The following is a 17,004-nucleotide window of genomic DNA, read 5'->3' as shown; positions in this document are numbered from 1 at the left end:
GTGCGGGCGGCTTGGGCGTCCGGTCGACGCCTGCGGCCATACTGGTCGGGATTCCGGAGCCCGGTACGATGTCGGCGGGTTCGCCTTCGTCGCATTCGCCGAAGGCAGCGCGCCGGCCATGCGCAACGCCGCTGCGTGGCCTGGCGCTAGCGACCTGCCTGGCGTTGCGCCAGACGTGGTTACCGATACAGTACGCACGCCATGCCTTCCACGTGCCCGCGCTTCTTCCCGCCGTTTCACTGCCTTGCTTGCAATGGGCGGTGCCGCAACGCACTCGATGCAGCCGGGCAGTCGGCTATGCGCGACACGGGCGCTTTCGGCCTCAGGGATGTTGGCGGTGCCGAGCCGTGGCGGGGGCCCGATGCAGCCCGGCCTGCCGGCGAGCGGGCGCCATGAGCATCACCCGCCAAGGGCGCCATTACCTGCTCATCGGCATGATCCAGTGGCTGGTCGACTGGGGCGTGATGGTCGGACTCAGCCATCTGGGTTTGCGCATCGGCGTGGCCAACGTCGCCGGCCGCATCAGTGGCGCGCTGCTGGGCTTCTGGCTCAACGGCCGCATCACCTTCGCCGGCGACGAACACACCATCGGGCAGCGGCAACTGATGCGCTTCGTGATGATGTGGCTAGTGATGACCGCGGCCAGCACGGTCGCGATCGAGGCCATCGACGGCATCCTCGGGCGCAAGTGGGCGTGGCTGTCCAAGCCGGGCGTGGAACTGGCGCTCGGCCTGATCGGCTTCCTGGTGTCGCGCCAGTGGGTGTACCGGAAGTAGGCCGGGAGACGGTAGGCGCGTCTCGCCCTTGGTCCAGGACCCTGGACCTTCCTGGACGGTTCCAGGCGCGGGCGTGGCTGGGCGTCCCGAATGCTGCCTTCGAGAACGACGACGCCGGCATTGCGCCGGCGTCGTGATGCTTGGGAGGCTGTCCCCGCGCGTGGCGGCCGACGGATCAGTGCTTGAGGTTCTTGCGCAGCCGCTCGAGCGCCTGGAGCTGCGCGGTGACCTCGGCCAGCTGCTTCTGGGCTTCGGCGATTTCCATCGCCTCGCCGCGATTGGCGAGGATGCGCTCGGCTTCGGCCTTGGCGGCCAGCACGGAGGCCTCGTCGATGTCCTGCGCGCGCACCGCGGTGTCGGCCAGGATCGTCACGACTTGCGGCTGCACTTCGAGGATGCCGCCGGAGATCGCGAAGTCCAGGACCTCGCCGCCCGGCTGGGTCACCACCACCTTGCCCGGCTTCAACCGGGTGATCAGCGGCGCGTGGCGCGGCGCGATGCCGAGCTCACCGAGCTCGCCGGTGACCACGATCATTTCCGCTTCGCCGTGGAAGATCTCCTGCTCGGCGCTGACGATGTCGCAACGGATGGTGCTTGCCATAACTCGTTTCTCTGCCTTGTCCCCCTCTCCCGCGGGCGGGAGAGGGCAGGGGTGCGGGAGCGGGCGGCGCGGCGAAACGCCGGACCCTCACCCTGCGCGCTGCGCGCGCTTCCCTCTCCCGCGAGCGGGAGAGGGGCTCGATGTCAGGCCGCGACCTTCTTCGCCTTCTCGATGGCCTCGTCGATGCTGCCGACCATGTAGAAAGCCTGCTCCGGGATGTCGTCGCATTCGCCATCGACGATCATCTTGAAGCCGCGGATGGTGTCCTTCAGCGACACGTACTTGCCCGGCGAACCGGTGAAGACCTCGGCGACGTGGAAGGGCTGGGAGAAGAAGCGCTCGATCTTGCGCGCCCGCGACACGGCCTGCTTGTCCTCTTCCGACAGCTCGTCCATGCCCAGGATCGCGATGATGTCCTTGAGCTCCTTGTACTTCTGCAGCGTCGCCTGCACGCGGCGCGCGGTGTCGTAGTGCTCGTTGCCGATGACGTTGGGGTCCAGCTGGCGCGAGGTGGAGTCCAGCGGATCGACGGCCGGGTAGATGCCCAGCGAGGCGATCTGGCGCGAAAGCACCACGGTCGCGTCCAGGTGGGCGAACGTCGTCGCCGGCGACGGATCGGTGAGGTCGTCCGCGGGCACGTACACGGCCTGGATCGAGGTGATCGAGCCGGTCTTGGTCGAGGTGATGCGCTCCTGCAGCACGCCCATTTCCTCGGCCAGCGTCGGCTGGTAACCCACCGCCGACGGCATGCGGCCGAGCAGCGCCGAGACCTCGGTGCCGGCAAGGGTGTAGCGGTAGATGTTGTCGACGAAGAACAGGATGTCCTTGCCCTTGCCGGTCTCCGGGTCGATGTCGTCGCGGAAGTACTCGGCCATGGTCAGGCCGGTCAGCGCGACGCGCAGGCGGTTGCCCGGCGGCTCGTTCATCTGGCCGTAGACCATCGCCACCTTGGACTCGGGGAAGTTGTCCGGCTTGACCACGCCGGCCTCGATCATCTCGTGGTAGAAGTCGTTGCCTTCGCGGGTGCGCTCGCCGACGCCTGCGAACACCGACAGGCCGGAGTGCTGGGTCGCGATGTTGTTGATCAGCTCGAGCATGTTCACCGTCTTGCCCACGCCGGCGCCGCCGAACAGGCCGACCTTGCCGCCCTTGGCGAACGGGCACATGAGGTCGATGACCTTGATGCCGGTTTCCAGCAGCTCGTTGGTCGCGGCCTGGTCCTCGTAGCTCGGCGCCTGGCGGTGGATCTCCCAGTGCGTGTCGGCCTTGATCGGACCGACTTCGTCGATCGGCTCGCCGAGCACGTTCATGATGCGGCCTAGGGTGCCCTCGCCCACCGGCACGGACACGGCCTTGCCGGTGTTGTCGACCACGAGGTTGCGCTTGAGGCCGTCGGTGGAACCGAGCGCGATCGCGCGGACCACGCCGTCGCCGAGCTGCTGCTGCACCTCGAGGGTGACCTCGGTGCCCTGCACCTTCAGCGCGTCGTACACCTTCGGCACGCTTTCGCGCGGGAACTCGACGTCGACGACGGCGCCGATGATCTGGACGATCTTGCCCTGGTTGCTCATTACTCTGTTTCCTCAGTCTCTCGATGCTGCTCTGGCGGGGGCGGCGGAAGCTTGATAACTGGCTTCCCGTGCCGCACCCGCGCGTGAATGGGTCAAACCGCCGCGGCGCAGCCGACGATTTCGGTTGTTCCTAGTACTAAACCGCCGCGGCACCGCCGACGATCTCGGAAATTTCCTGGGTGATCGCCGCCTGCCGGGCCTTGTTGTAGACCAGGTTGAGTTCGTCGATCAGCTTGTTGGCGTTGTCGCTCGCCGACTTCATGGCGACCATGCGCGCGGCGTGCTCGGACGCCACGTTCTCCATGACCGCCTGGTACACCAGCGACTCGATGTAGCGGGTCAGCACGTCCTCCAGCACGCTCTCGGCATCGGGCTCGTACAGGTAGTCCCAGTCGTGGCGCGCGATGGGCTCGTCGGAGGCCGGCAGCGGCAGCAACTGGTCGAACGCCGCGCGCTGCACCATGGTGTTGACGAAGTCGTTGTAGGCGAGGAAGACCTTGTCGATGCGGGCGGCGTCCTCCCCGGCCGCCTTGCCGGGCTTGTCCTTGCCGTACGCGTCGAGCATGACCTTGATCACGCCGATCAGCTGCTCGACGTGCGGCTGGTCGCCGAGATGGGTGACCGAGGCCAGCATCCCGACCTTGACCCGGCGGAAGTACACCGACGCCTTCTGGCCGATGGTCACCACGTTGACCTCGACGCCCTTCTCCTGCCACTGGCGGAACTCGCCCAGCAGCTTGCGGAACAGGTTGTTGTTGAGGCCGCCGGCCAGGCCGCGGTCGGAGGACACGATGATGTAGCCGACGCGCTTGATGTCCTCGCGCTCGACCAGGTAGGGGTGCTGGAACTCGGAGTTCGCCTGCGCCAGGTGGCCGATGACCTGCTTCATCGCGCGCGCGTACGGGCGCGACGCCTTCATCCGCTCCTGCGCCTTGCGGATCTTCGAGGCCGAGACCATTTCCAGCGCGCGCGTCACCTTGCGGGTGTTCTGCACGCTCTTGATCTTGGTCTTGATTTCCCTGCCACCAGCCATCTCGTCATCCTGTCGCGCGGGCCTTCGCCCGCTGTGTTGTCACCACCAAACCCGACGGCGGGACGCGCCCGCCGGAACCGATTACCAGGAACCGGTCTTCAGGAACTCCTCGATGCCCTTCTTGAAGGCGGCCTCGATCTCGTCGTTCCAGTCGCCGCTGTCGTTGATCCTCTTCATCAGGTCGCCGGCAGTATTGGCGAAGTGCGCGTGCAGGCCGTCCTCGAAATCGCCGATCTTCGCGACCGGGACGTCGTCCATGTAGCCCTTGTCCACCGCGTAGATCGACAACGCCTGGCCGGCGATCGACATCGGCGCGTACTGCTTCTGCTTCATCAGCTCGGTCACGCGCTGGCCGCGCTCGAGCTGCTTTCGGGTGGCGTCGTCGAGGTCCGAGGCGAACTGCGCGAACGCCGCCAGCTCGCGGTACTGGGCCAGCGCGATGCGGATGCCGCCCGAGAGCTTCTTCATGATCTTGGTCTGCGCCGCGCCGCCGACGCGCGACACCGAGATGCCGGCATTCACGGCCGGGCGGATGCCGGCGTTGAACAGGTCGGTTTCCAGGAAGATCTGGCCGTCGGTGATCGAGATCACGTTGGTCGGCACGAACGCCGAGACGTCGCCGGCCTGGGTCTCGATGATCGGCAGCGCCGTCAGCGAACCGGTCTTGCCCTTCACCTCGCCATTGGTGAACTGCTCAACGTAGTCCTCGTTCACCCGCGCGGCGCGCTCGAGCAGGCGGCTGTGCAGGTAGAACACGTCGCCGGGATAGGCTTCGCGGCCCGGCGGGCGGCGCAGCAGCAGCGAGATCTGGCGGTAGGCCACGGCCTGCTTGGACAGGTCGTCGTAGATGATCAGGGCGTCTTCGCCACGGTCGCGGAAGTACTCGCCCATGGTGCAGCCCGAATACGGCGCGATGTACTGCATCGCGGCCGACTCGGCGGCGGCCGCGGCGACCACGATCGTGTGCGCCATCGCGTCGTGCTCCTCGAGCTTGCGCACCACGTTGGCGATCGAGCTGTTCTTCTGCCCGATGGCGACGTAGATGCACTTCACGCCCGTGCCCTTCTGGTTGATGATCGCGTCGATCGCCACCGCGGTCTTGCCGGTCTGGCGGTCGCCGATGATCAGCTCGCGCTGGCCGCGGCCGATCGGGATCATCGAGTCGATCGCCTTGTAGCCGGTCTGGACCGGTTGAGACACCGACTTGCGCGCGATAACGCCGGGCGCGATGCGCTCCACCGGGGCGGTCTGCGCGGCGTTGATCGGGTCCTTGCCGTCGATCGGCTCGCCCAGCGCGTTGACCACGCGGCCCAGCAGCTCCGGACCCGTCGGGACCTCCAGGATGCGGCCGGTGGTCTTGGCCACGTCGCCTTCGCGAAGGTGCTCGTAGTCGCCCAGCACCACGGCGCCGACGGAGTCTCGTTCCAGGTTCAGCGCCAGCGCGTAGGTCGGGGTGCCGTCAGCGGAGGCCGGCAGCTCGACCATCTCGCCCTGCATCGCGTCGGCCAGGCCGTGGATGCGCACGATGCCGTCGGACACGGAGGTCACGGTGCCTTCGTTGCGCGCCTCGGCGGCGAGCTTGACCTTCTCGATGCGGGTCTTGATCAGATCGCTGATTTCGGACGGGTTGAGCGTGGTGGTTGCCATTGGTGTTCCCTTGAACCCGGCGTCGCCGCCGGCCTGCATTGATGGATGTTTAGTGGGCGAGCGCGGCCTGCAGCCGCGAGAGCTTGCCGCGCAGCGAACCGTCGATGACGATCTCGCCGGCGTCGATCACCGCGCCGCCGATCAGCGCCTCGTCGACGGCCGACTCGATCTGAACCTCGCGGCCGAAGCGCCGCTTGAGTGCCGCGCGGATGTTGTCCAGCTCGCCGGCCGGCAATTCGGTGGCCGAAGTCACCGTCGCCTTGACCGTCCGCTCGGCATCGGCCCGCAGCTCTTCGTACAGGCCGGTGATCTCCGGCAGCAGCATGAGGCGGCGGCCCTCGGCCAGCAGCGCGAGAAAGTTCGCGAACTTCCCTGAAGCACCCTCGGGGGCAAGCAATGCCACTGCGTCGCCGTCGTCTAGTTTCGGGTGCGACAGCAACGCCGACGCCCGGGGATCGGCGGCGACGCGCGCTGCGAAACCGAGCGCGTCGGACCATGCCGCGAAGTCGCCGTCCTGGCGCGCGATCGCGAAGGCGGCGCGGGCATAGGGACGGGCAAGGGTCAGGGCTTGCGACATCGCCTTAAATCTCCGCCGCCAGCTCGTCGAGCAGCGCCTTGTGGGCGGCGGCGTCGATCTCGCGGCGCAGCAGCTTCTCGGCGCCGCTCACGGCCAGCACGGACACCTGGTGCCGCAGTTCCTCGCGGGCACGGTTGGCCGCGGCGGTGATTTCGTTCTCGGCCAGCGCCTTCTGGCGCGCACCCTCGGCGATCGCCTCGGCCTTGGCGGCGTCGACGATCTGGTTGGCGCGCTGGTGGGCCTGCTCGATGATCTCGTTGGCCTTGGCGCGCGCGGCCTTGAGTTCCTCGTTGACCTTCTCTTCGGCCTGGGCGAGGTTCTTCTGGGCGTTGTCGGCGGCAGCGAGGCCCTCGGCGATCTTCTGCTGCCGTTCCTCGATGGCCGCGATGATGTGCGGCCAACCGAACTTCATGACCATCCACGCGACCGCGAAGAACGCGATGCCCTGGACGACGAATGTGAGGTTGATATCCATGACGTGCTCCAAGACGCCGGCGCAGGTGCGCCGGCGCTAGCCGAACCGCTCGATCAGACGCCGAAGGTGCCGAGGAAGGGGTTGGCGAAGATCAGCAGCAGGGCGATGGCGACGCCGATGATCGGCACCGCGTCGAGCAGGCCGGCGACGATGAACATCTTGGTCTGCAGCATCGGGGTCAGCTCCGGCTGGCGGGCGGAACCCTCCAGGAACTTTCCGCCGAGGATGGCGAAGCCGATGGCGGTGCCGAGGGCGCCGAGGCCGATCAGCAGGCCCGCCGCGATGACGGTGAACTTGGCCACTTCGGCGTAGAGGGCGATGTTTTCCATGGTGTGCTCCGTGTTGCTGGATTGAAGATGAAGGCGAAGGGTGGAAGGGTGGAACGGAATCGGTGGTTCTGTGTCGCGCCGGTCAATGGCTCTCGGCGGCCATGCTCAGGTAGACGATCGTGAGCATCATGAAGATGAAGGCCTGCAGGGTGATGACCAGGATGTGGAACGCGGTCCAGATGAAGCCGGAGATGAACTGCAACGGCATCATCACGTAGGTCATTCCGCTGGAGAACGCGGCATTCCACGTCATCAGCGCGATGAGGATGAAGATCAGCTCGCCGGCGTACATGTTGCCGAACAGTCGCAGGGTCAGCGAGAGCGGGCGCACCAGCTCCTCGATGATGCGCAGCAGCAGGTTGGCAGGCGCCAGCAGGATCTTCATCACCGTGCCCTCGGCATGGAACGGCGCGGTGAAGGCTTCCTTGACGAACTGCCCGACGCCCTTGTGGCTGACGCCGAAGACCTGGATCAGCAGGAACACCATCAGCGACAGGCCGAGGGTGACATTGAGGTCGGCGGTGGGGACCACGCGCATGTAGGCATGGTGCGGGTCGTGGCCTGCGAGTTCATTGCCCTTCATCCACAGGCCCGGGATCCAGTCGACCGGGATCATGTCCATGAAGTTCATCAGGAACACGACGACGAAGATGGTGATGGCCAGCGGCGCGATCAGCTTGCTGCGGCCGTGGAAGGTCTCGCGCACGAGGCCGTCGACGAACACCACGATCATCTCGACGAAAGCCTGGAACTTGCCCGGCACGCCGGCCGTGGCCTTGCGCGCGGTGCCGATGAAGAACGCCAGGAACAGCGCGGACAGCAGCAGGCTGATCACCACGCTGTCGACGTTGATGGTCATGAAGGCGCTGTCGCCGACCTTCCACTGCAGGTGCTGCAGGTGGTGCTGGATGTATTGGGTGGAGCCACCGGCCGCGGCTTCCGTTGCATTGCTTTCAGCGCTCACGATCGACCCTGCTTCCCGAGTTCCGGCGGCCTGCGATCCAGTCCGCCCAGATTCAACGCCACCAAGTACGCCAGCAGCCCGGCTGCCAGCCCGATCAACATCGGGAGCGGCGGCAGGTGCCACGCTCCCAGTCCGATCGCCACGCACGACAAGGCGATCGTCCACTTTCCAAGCGTCGCCAGCATCAACCTGGCCAACGCCGCACCCCCGCGGGCAATTCCGGCCAGCGCCACGCCGGCCGCAAGCGCATTGCCCAGCACCATCGCGATGCCGCCCCAGCCCGCGGCCAGCGCATGCGCCGGGCCCTGGACGAGGAATCCCAGCGCGACGGCCGCTGAGACAGCGGCCTGGACGGCCACCGCACGCAGCGCTGAGCGGCGGCCCGCGGCAATGGGATCGTGCACGCGAGTGGCCTCTACGTTCTGCCGGGGACTGGCCTCCGCAGCGCTACCCGCTGCAAAACGGCCCTGCGAAGCCGCCGAAGTATAGCAGTGGGGTGTTTTCAGCGGCAACCGCCGGCCTCGCGGGCTGGGGCCCCGGAGCACGCGTTGCGTCGTTTCCCGCGTCCCCGCCGCACCGCGCCGCGGCCCACAACGGCCTTCCGGCACGGATCCACGGCCCCGCTCGAGGCCGGGATGGAACCTTTTCCGGCGATGCCGGTCAATCGTCCCGCGACCTGCCTTCCGCTTCCTCGTCGATCTGCGGCAGGTCACCCCGAAACCCCGGCCCAGGCCGGGGTTTCGCCTGTCCGGGCCGCCTTGCCACCGGCATTGCAGGCTGTCCGGGGCCACGACCGCCGCCGTGTACGGCCGATCCGCGCCGGCGCAGGAACGGCCAAGGCGCGCCGGGCGCTCCCCGGCAAATCCACCGCCCAGCGACCACGCCCCGCGGCGGCTACTTCTTCTTCGGCAGGTAAAGGTCGGTGATGGTCCCGTCGAAGACCTCCGCCGCCAGGCCGACGGATTCGCTCAACGTCGGGTGCGGATGGATGGTGTGGCCGATGTCGGCGACCTCGCAGCCCATCTCGATGGCCAGCCCCACCTCGGCGATCAGGTCGCCGGCGTGGACGCCGACGATGCCGCCACCGAGGATGCGGTGGGTGGCCTCGTCGAAGATGAGCTTGGTGAAACCTTCGGTGCGGCCCAATCCGATCGCACGCCCGCTGGCGACCCACGGGAACTTGCCGACGCCGACCTTGAGGCCCTTCTGCTTCGCCTCGTTCTCGGTCACGCCGACCCAGGCGATTTCCGGATCGGTGTAGGCTACCGACGGGATGACGCGCGCGACCCACGCCTTCTTTTCGCCCGCGGCCACTTCGGCGGCCAGCTTGCCCTCGTGCGTCGCCTTGTGCGCCAGCATCGGCTGGCCGATGACGTCGCCGATGGCGAAGATGTGCGGCACGTTGGTGCGCATCTGCGCATCGACGTCGATGAAGCCGCGCTCGCCGACGCGCACGCCGGCCTTGTCGGCATCGATCCTGCCGCCGTTGGGCGTGCGGCCGACCGCGACGAGCACGCGGTCGTAGACCTTGGCCTCGGGCAGGCTGTCGCCCTCGAAACCGCAGGCGATGCCGTTCTTCTGCGCCTTGGCCTCGACCACCCTGGTCTTGAGGTGGACGGCGACGCCCTGTTTCTTCAGCCGGTCGGCCAGCGGCTTGACCAGGTCCTTGTCGGCGCCTGGCATCAGCTGGTCCATCAGCTCGACCACCGTCACTTCGCTGCCGAGCGCACGGTACACCGTCGCCATCTCCAGGCCGATGATGCCGCCGCCGACCACCAGCAGCTTCTTCGGCACCTCGCCCAGCTGCAACGCGTCGGTGGAATCCATGACCCGCGGATCATCCCAGGGGAATCCGGGCAGCTTCATCGGCTGGCTGCCGGCGGCGATGATGCACTGCTCGAAACGGAGCAGGCGGGTCTTGCCGTCGTCCCCGGTGATCTCCAGTTCGTGGGCCGACACGAACCTGCCGCAACCCGTCGCCACGCGCACCTTGCGCTGCTTGGCCATGCCGGCCAGGCCCTTGGTCAATTGGCCGACCACCTTGTCCTTGAAACCGCGCAACTTGTCGAGGGCGATCTTCGGCTTGCCGAAATCGACGCCGTATTCGCCGGCATGCTGCGCTTCGTCGATGACCGCCGCCGCATGCAGCAGCGCCTTCGACGGAATGCAGCCGACGTTGAGGCAGACGCCGCCGAGGGCGGCGTAGCGCTCGACCAGCACCGTGTCCAGGCCCAGGTCGGCGGCACGGAACGCAGCCGTGTAACCGCCGGGACCCGCGCCGAGGACCACCACGCCGCATTCGATGTCGGCCTTGCGACCGCTGGCCTTTGCCGCGGAGGGCGCCGCGGATTCGTCCGGCTTGGCGAGCGAAGGCGCTACCGGAGGCGCTGGCCGTGAGCTCCCAACCCCGCCTGCAGCGGTGGGCTGGGGTGGTGCCGCGCGGCCAGACGCCGAACCCTCTCCCGCTGCGGGTTCCTTTCCTTCGTTGCCTGCATCGCCACTTCCAGGCCCGGCCTCCAGCACCGCGACCACCCTGCCCTCGGACACCGTGTCGCCGACCTTGACCTTCAATTCGCGGACGACGCCCGCGGCCGACGACGGCACTTCCATCGTGGCCTTGTCCGATTCCAGCGTCACCAGGCCCTGGTCCAGCGACACGCTGTCGCCGACGGCAACCAGCACCTCGATCACCGGCACGTCGTCGTAGCCGCCGATGTCGGGGACGCGGATTTCGATCGGCTTGGCCATGGGGACTCTCCTCTGGATGCGTTCGCCATTCTAAGGTGCCGGGCCCGTGGCCCGGAGGATCACGTGGCCGGCTTGGCCGCCTTGCGCTTGGCGATCTCGCTCGGCACGCTCCAGGTGGTCAGGTAGAGATCGTGGCGACGGTCCTTGAGGTTGAGCACGGTGCCGCTGGAGCGCGCCTCCACCAGGGCATCCAGCCGCAGGTCGGCGAAGGCGACGGCTTCGGTGTTCTCCGTGGTCATCGCCGCGACGCCATCGGGCGGGAACGGGAAGTCGCATGGGGTGAAGATGCCGCTCTGTGCGTACTGGATGTCGAAGTTGTTGACGCCGGGCAGGTTGCCGACGTTGCCCGAGGTCACCACGTAGACCTGGTTCTCCACCGCGCGGGCCTGGCAGCAGTAGCGCACCCGCAGGTAACCCTGCCGCACGTCGGTGCAGAACGGCACGAACAGCAACAGGGCGCCCTGGTCGACCAGATGCCGCGCGAGCTCCGGGAACTCGGAGTCGTAGCAGATCATCACCCCGATCGGGCCGCAGTCGGTCAGGATCGCCGCGGCCTGCTCGCCACCGGCGATCTTCCACCAGTAGCGCTCGTTGGGCGTGGGATGCAGCTTTTCCTGCGTGTGCAGCGAGCCGTCGCGCAGGGCGACGTAGCACACGTTGTGGATGTCCCCGTCCTCGACGTAGGTGGGGTGCGAGCCGCCGATGATATTGATGTTGTAGGCGACCGCCAGCCGCTTGAGCATGTCGCGGAACTGCTCGGTGTACTGGGTCAGGGTGCGCAGGGAGTCCGCGGGCGACAAGGGCTCGTTGGCCACCGACAGCAGCTGCAGGGTGAACAGCTCGGGAAACACGACGAAATCGCTGCGGTAGTCGGCGGCGATGTCGACGAAATACTCGACCTGCCGCGCGAAGGCGTCGAAGTCCGCGATGCGCCGCTGCTGGTACTGGACGGTCGCCACGCGCACCGTGTCGGGCAGCCTTCCTTCCTTTTGCTGGCGCCGGATCACGGGGTTCTCTGCACGCCTGGGGTTGCGCCAGAGCAGGCGGACGCCGTAGCCCATCGAGGCGGTATCCGAGGGCAGGTACTTGGGCATCACGCCGCGGGGCACGAAATCGTTGCGCAGCTGGAAGGAAAGCGTCGCGTCGCGCGCGCGTTCGTTCTCCACCGCCTCGATGTACGACTCCACGCTGCCGTACTGTTTCAGCTTCCTTTGCAGGCCAGGCAAGCGGCCGACGAAGACGATGCCCTTCAGGTCGAGTTGCTGGCAGAGTTTCTTGCGCTGGTCGTACAGGCGGCGGCCCAGGCGCCGGCCGCGGAAGTCGGGGTCGACGCAGACCTCCATGCCGTAGAGCCAGTCGCCCTTCGGGTCGTGCCGCGAGGCGAACCCTCCGCCGGTGATCTCGCGCCACGTATGCGGCGCCATGGCGGTGGCCTCGTCGATGCGGAACGTCGCGCAATGGCCGACGACTTCGCCCTCGTACTCGGCGACGAACTGGCCTTCGCCGAAGTGGCTCAGCTGTCCACGCAGCATTTCCTCGGTGTAACCCGATTCGTAGACACGCTCCGACAACGCCACCAGCGCCGGGAAGTCCTTCGGTTCCATGTGGCGCACGATCAATTTCGGCTTTGCGTCGGCGTGTCGCTTGGGCATCTGCTGCTCCGTGTTGGGGTCTCGTATCGGGATCGCGTTTCGGTGTTGCCTTTCCGTGTCGCATTCTGGTGCCGCAGGGCCAGGCGCCGTGCCGCTCGAATCGCGGCGACCCAGGCAGGGCCACGATGCCCCATGGCGGCGGGGACGTCGTGGCCGGGGCGGTGCGCGGCCCCGGCACCCCGATCACGCTGGCCGGGCAGGCGGGGGGCCCGGCCCGCGGCCGCGGGGTCGCTCACTCCGCCTGCTTGCCACCCTTCCCTGCCGCGCGCCGGGCAGCGCTTGCCTCCTCCGCCGCCCTGGCGGCATCCGCCTCGATGCCGCGCTGGACGTCCTCGACGGCATCGTTGCTGCTCTCCCCGGCCCCGGCCTTGCGCTCCGCAGCGGTGCGATCGATGGCTTCGACATCCAGCTTCAGGGCATGCAGCGCCGCGGCCTCGCTCAGCCCGAACAGGCTGCGGACGTGGACGTCCTGCTGCGGGAACGGGATCTCGATGTCGTACTTCTGCAACGCGCTGTGGATGGCCCAGTTGTAGGCGGCCGTCACGGCGCTGGGCCGCTTGGTCGCGTCGGGGGTCAGCCAGACCACCAGCTCGAAGTTCAGGCTGCTGTCCCCGAACTCGGACAACCAGACCTGCGGCTTGCGCGGGCCCTCCTTCGAAAGCGTGAACGGCACCTCGCAGGCCGCTTCCAGCCCGGCACGCTTGACCAGCTCCTTGTCGCTGCCATAGGCGACGCCGAACGGAACCCGCAGGCGGCGGGAAATGTCTCGATGCGTCCAGTTGACCACGCGCCCCGTCACGAACTCCGAGTTCGGGACGAGGATGTCGATGTTGTCGTTGGTGACGATGGTCGTGGCGCGGATCTTGATGTCGCGCACCTCGCCATGCACGCCCGACTCGAGCTCGACGAAGTCCCCGACCTTCAGCGACTTGTCGAACAGCAGGATCAGGCCGGAGATGAAGTTGCTGAAGATCGCCTGCAGGCCGAAGCCCAGGCCGACGCCGATCGCGCCGGCGAACACGGCGAACTTGCTGGCCGGGAACCCGAGCAGGCTGAGCGCGATCAGCAGACCGACGACCAACAGGCTGTAATGGACGATCCGCGACACGGTGTACAGCGCCGCCTGGTTCGCTTTCTTGTTGTTGCCGCCGTAGCGCTTGATCGCGCGCCGGGCCAGCACGGAGATTCCCCAGGTCAGCAGCAGCGCGATCGCGGCGAAGACCACGCCGCCGACGGTGATCTCGACACCGGACACGGTGAGCAGTTGCTGCTCCAGGAGGGACTGCACGCCCTCGACGCCGCGCTCCCCGGCCCTTTCGAGGCTGTCGCCGGCCTTGTCGAGGCTTTCGCCGATGTTCTCCTGCAGCATGGTGGCGTCCTGGTCTAGTGCGGCGGGGCGAGGTGGAGGTCTTGGCCACGGCCGTGCGGGAATCGGCCCGGCTGCCAGCGCTCGCACGGCGGCCTTCTTCGATCCAACCTGGCCTTGCGCCGGCATCGCGCCGCCGCGTGGCCCCGGGGATCGCAGGGCGCCAGACTAACGGCGAACGCGTCAAGGCCGCGCATCAGGATCGCATCCGCTCCGGCCACGCGTCCTTCCGGCATCGCCGTCCGGCCGCCCATGCCGGCCGGGAAGACATCGGTCGCGCTGCAGGCGCGGGCGCTTCCCATGGCCCTACAACAGTGCCCGGCGCATGTCGCCGACCAGTTCCGCCAGGTACGCGGTGAAACGCGCCGCCGCCGCGCCGTCGATCACGCGATGGTCGTAGGACAGCGACAGCGGCAGGATCAGCCGCGGGACGAACTCCTTGCCGTTCCAGACCGGTTTCATGGCCGACTTGGACACGCCGAGGATGGCGACTTCCGGCGCGTTGACGATCGGCGTGAACGCGGTGCCGCCGATCCCGCCCAGCGAGCTGATTGAAAAACAGCCGCCCTGCATGTCCGCAGGCCCCAGCTTCCCGTCCCGCGCCTTCTTCGCCAGCGCCGAGGTCTCCTCGGCGATCTCGTTGATGCCCTTTCGATCGCAGTCGCGCACCACCGGCACCACCAGGCCATTGGGCGTGTCGGCGGCGAAGCCGATGTGGAAGTACTTCTTCAGCGTCAGGTTCTCGCCGCTGGCATCGAGCGAGGCATTGAACTGCGGGAATTTCTGCAGCGCGGCCACGCTCGCCTTCATCAGGAAGGCGAGCATCGTCAGCTTGGGACCGGTGCGCTTGCCGTCGCGGCCCTCGCTTTCCTTGTTCAGCGCGACGCGCAAGGCCTCCAGGTCGGTGATGTCGGCATCATCGTGCTGGGTGACGTGCGGGATCATCGCCCAGTTGCGCGCCAGGTTGGCGCCGCTGATCTTCTGGATCCGCGACAGCGGCTTGGTCTCCACCTCGCCGAACTTGCTGAAGTCCACGTTCGGCCATGGCAATAGGTTGAGTCCCGCACCGCCGCCGGCACCCGCAGAGGCGCCCCCGCCCTGCAGCGCGCCCTTGACGAACTGCTGCACGTCGTCGCGGGTGATGCGGCCGCCGCGCGCCGAGCCCGTGACGCGCCCGAGGTCGACACCGAGCTCGCGCGCGAACAGGCGCACCGCGGGGCTGGCGTAGGGGACCTTGCCCGGCAACAAGGCGTCGGCATCGAACCGGACCGGCGGCAAACCGGCGCCCATCGGCGCATCGGCCTTGTCGACCGGCGCGCGCCGGAGATGGTCGGCGGCTTCGCCGACGGTGGCATCGTCGTCGGCCTTGTCGCCTGCCGGTCGCTGGTCGCCCCGGTCCTGCTTGTCCTGGCGGCGATCTTCGCCACCGGACCCGGACCTGTCTGCGGATTCCGCCGGCGTCCCCGCCGAGGCGGCGTCATCGGCCTTCGATGGACTGCCAGGCCCCTCGGACGCTCCGCCATCCTCGCCCGCCGGCTCGATCATCGCCACCACGCTGCCTTCAGAGAGCGTGTCGCCAACCTTCACCTTCATCTCGCGGATCGTGCCCGCGAATGGCGCGGGCACCTCCATGGTGGCCTTGTCGGACTCGAGCGTGACCAGCCCCTGGTCCTGCTCGACCACGTCGCCGGCCTTGGCCAGGACCTCGATCACCGGCACGTCGTCGTAGCCACCGATGTCCGGGACGCGTGCTTCCTTGAGGTCGGCCATCCGGCACTCCGCTATGCAATGGGCAGGCGCCTATTGTGTGCCGCGCGCCCGTCCTGCGCCAACCGAGGCAAAAAAAGCCCTCCGGGGGATGGAGGGCGTTCAAATACGGCCAGGCACCGCGCGAGGCGGCGCGCGGCCGTCAACCACTCGGAGACGCGGGCCTGCCATGGTGGCGACGCTCGACCTGCAGCAGGTCGAGCGAGGCGCCATCGGGCAACCGGTATTCCAGCGTGTCGTCGAGCCGGTCCAACGCCTCCATGCGGCGGCAGAGCCGGCGGGCATTGCGCTCCAGGTCCCGGGTTTGCGGCGCGATGCGTCGCTCGATGTCCCGGTCGAGGTCTTCGAGCTCTTGCAGACGCCGCGCGTCGCCCGCGAATGCCGCGCGCACGGCGCCCCCGACCACATCGCCGACCAGCGACGGCAGGACCTCGCGGATCGCATCGGCGATGCCATTGCCGAGCTCCGCGCCATCGAACCGGGTTGCCGTGACGCTGTGCGCCAGGCGCGCCTCAAGGCGGGCCCGGGCCGCAGCGAGCCTGGCGCGCGTCCGCTCGGGGTCCGGGCTCAATCCCGCGGCGACCTCACCGAGCGAGGTGAATGCGATCCTGGCCGCGTCGCGTCCGATGCGTTGGGCCAGGGGCATCGCGGCCCGCGCCTGGCGCTCGTATTCGTGCACGCGGCGAGAGTCTGCTGGCGACAGATGTACCCAGCGGTCGTCGACGAACAAGCGACCCTGCCGCATCAGCACCCGCCGCGGCTCCGCCCGATCCCGGGTGAAGATGACGCTCCGTTCGGTGAGGTGGAAGCGGTAATCGCTGTCGATGCGGCATCCGCCATCGATCGTGAGACTGCTCCCGTGACCGGTGTTCGCGTCCGAGGCGCTCGCCACGCTGCCGGCGATGATCAACAGCGGGATGGCGATCCAGGTGCGCATGGCGACCGACTCCGGCATTGCTAGCTCGGGTCCCGATGATGCGCAACGCCGTCGCGGAGGTCTTGTGCCGTTGGATGCCATGACCTTCGTCATGTGGCCTGCGCATCCCCACCGGAAACGGGAGCTGGCTTCCGGCTCGCGCCTCGACGCCCGTCCTGCTCATCGGCCGACGCTGCGGCATTCGAATCCGAGCTTCGCGAATCGCCGGAACTGCGCACTGCCGGAGGGATCCATCCGCACAGCGAGCAGTTGCTTGAAGGAGGCTTTGGCCTGCGTATCGGTCGGCCCGAAGGGGTCGTCCAGCGAACGCTCGCTGAAGTAGCCCGCGATGCGCACCGTGGAACCGCGCCCGCTTCCGAACGCGGATGAGGTCCGGCGAACCCCTCTGGACCGACTGCGCGCACTGCTGCGCGGCGGGAGCGGCAGCGGCGACGACCAGGGCAGCAAGCGCTGCGGACGACGCTGCCAGGGCGATGCACGGGTTGGGATGACGCATGGACGCAAGCACCAGTCACGTGGAGGCAGGTCCGTCAACGCCAAACCCCGCCCCATCCGGCCAGT

General features: G+C 67.9%; 16 protein-coding genes. 1 reads left to right on the top strand and 15 read right to left on the bottom strand.

Features of this window, described 5'->3' with window-relative positions:
• Positions 1-392: 392 nt before the first annotated feature.
• Positions 393-776, top strand: coding sequence for a GtrA family protein (locus ABD970_RS04300; protein WP_345294252.1), 384 nt, complete (start codon positions 393-395; stop codon positions 774-776).
• 175 nt (positions 777-951) lie between these two features.
• Here the strand turns inward: ABD970_RS04300 and ABD970_RS04295 are convergent, their stop codons facing one another.
• The 15 genes from ABD970_RS04295 to ABD970_RS04225 form a co-directional block, all read right to left on the bottom strand.
• Positions 952-1,377 carry a F0F1 ATP synthase subunit epsilon gene (locus ABD970_RS04295; RefSeq protein ID WP_345294251.1) on the bottom strand — a complete coding sequence of 142 codons (426 nt, stop codon included), beginning with the start codon at positions 1,375-1,377 and terminating at the stop codon, positions 952-954.
• Between the two features lie 143 nt (positions 1,378-1,520).
• A complete protein-coding gene (gene atpD / locus ABD970_RS04290; protein WP_345294250.1) occupies positions 1,521-2,948 on the bottom strand; it encodes a F0F1 ATP synthase subunit beta in 1,428 nt (475 codons plus the stop codon).
• A 136-nt stretch (positions 2,949-3,084) separates the two neighbouring features.
• Complete coding sequence (gene atpG / locus ABD970_RS04285) at positions 3,085-3,981, bottom strand: F0F1 ATP synthase subunit gamma (RefSeq protein ID WP_345294249.1); 897 nt, start codon at positions 3,979-3,981, stop codon at positions 3,085-3,087.
• Between the two features lie 81 nt (positions 3,982-4,062).
• Complete coding sequence (atpA, locus tag ABD970_RS04280) at positions 4,063-5,628, bottom strand: F0F1 ATP synthase subunit alpha (protein ID WP_345294248.1); 1,566 nt, start codon at positions 5,626-5,628, stop codon at positions 4,063-4,065.
• Between the two features lie 49 nt (positions 5,629-5,677).
• Positions 5,678-6,205: a F0F1 ATP synthase subunit delta gene (locus ABD970_RS04275; protein WP_345294247.1), complete on the bottom strand. Its 528-nt coding sequence runs from the start codon at positions 6,203-6,205 to the stop codon at positions 5,678-5,680.
• A 4-nt stretch (positions 6,206-6,209) separates the two neighbouring features.
• Positions 6,210-6,680, bottom strand: coding sequence for a F0F1 ATP synthase subunit B (locus ABD970_RS04270; RefSeq protein WP_345294246.1), 471 nt, complete (start codon positions 6,678-6,680; stop codon positions 6,210-6,212).
• Positions 6,681-6,733: 53 nt separating this feature from the next.
• Complete coding sequence (gene atpE, locus ABD970_RS04265) at positions 6,734-7,009, bottom strand: F0F1 ATP synthase subunit C (protein WP_345294245.1); 276 nt, start codon at positions 7,007-7,009, stop codon at positions 6,734-6,736.
• 82 nt (positions 7,010-7,091) lie between these two features.
• The gene (gene atpB / locus ABD970_RS04260; protein WP_425563057.1) at positions 7,092-7,976 is read right to left on the bottom strand and encodes a F0F1 ATP synthase subunit A; all 885 of its coding nucleotides are present in this window, start codon (positions 7,974-7,976) and stop codon (positions 7,092-7,094) included.
• Positions 7,970-8,377, bottom strand: coding sequence for a hypothetical protein (locus ABD970_RS04255; RefSeq protein ID WP_345294243.1), 408 nt, complete (start codon positions 8,375-8,377; stop codon positions 7,970-7,972). The genes atpB and ABD970_RS04255 overlap by 7 nt, the downstream gene beginning before the upstream one ends.
• A gap of 490 nt (positions 8,378-8,867) precedes the next feature.
• The gene (gene lpdA / locus ABD970_RS04250) at positions 8,868-10,721 is read right to left on the bottom strand and encodes a dihydrolipoyl dehydrogenase (RefSeq protein WP_345294242.1); all 1,854 of its coding nucleotides are present in this window, start codon (positions 10,719-10,721) and stop codon (positions 8,868-8,870) included.
• 59 nt (positions 10,722-10,780) lie between these two features.
• Entirely contained in the window at positions 10,781-12,373 is a 1,593-nt protein-coding gene (locus ABD970_RS04245; RefSeq protein ID WP_345294241.1) for a carbon-nitrogen hydrolase family protein, read from the bottom strand.
• Positions 12,374-12,605: 232 nt separating this feature from the next.
• Positions 12,606-13,742, bottom strand: a complete 1,137-nt coding sequence (locus ABD970_RS04240; protein WP_345294240.1) for a mechanosensitive ion channel family protein — start codon at positions 13,740-13,742, stop codon at positions 12,606-12,608.
• A gap of 303 nt (positions 13,743-14,045) precedes the next feature.
• Positions 14,046-15,509, bottom strand: coding sequence for a dihydrolipoyllysine-residue acetyltransferase (locus ABD970_RS04235; RefSeq protein WP_345294239.1), 1,464 nt, complete (start codon positions 15,507-15,509; stop codon positions 14,046-14,048).
• A gap of 139 nt (positions 15,510-15,648) precedes the next feature.
• The gene (locus tag ABD970_RS04230) at positions 15,649-16,443 is read right to left on the bottom strand and encodes a DUF2884 family protein (protein ID WP_345294238.1); all 795 of its coding nucleotides are present in this window, start codon (positions 16,441-16,443) and stop codon (positions 15,649-15,651) included.
• A 159-nt stretch (positions 16,444-16,602) separates the two neighbouring features.
• Positions 16,603-16,779: a hypothetical protein gene (locus tag ABD970_RS04225; RefSeq protein ID WP_345294237.1), complete on the bottom strand. Its 177-nt coding sequence runs from the start codon at positions 16,777-16,779 to the stop codon at positions 16,603-16,605.
• Positions 16,780-17,004: the final 225 nt, after the last annotated feature.

Source organism: Luteimonas vadosa (assembly GCF_039543545.1).
GTDB classification, from domain to species: Bacteria; Pseudomonadota; Gammaproteobacteria; order Xanthomonadales; family Xanthomonadaceae; genus Luteimonas; species Luteimonas vadosa.
The sequence above is the reverse complement of the archived record's forward strand: the minus strand, read 5'-3'. Positions and strand labels throughout refer to the sequence as shown.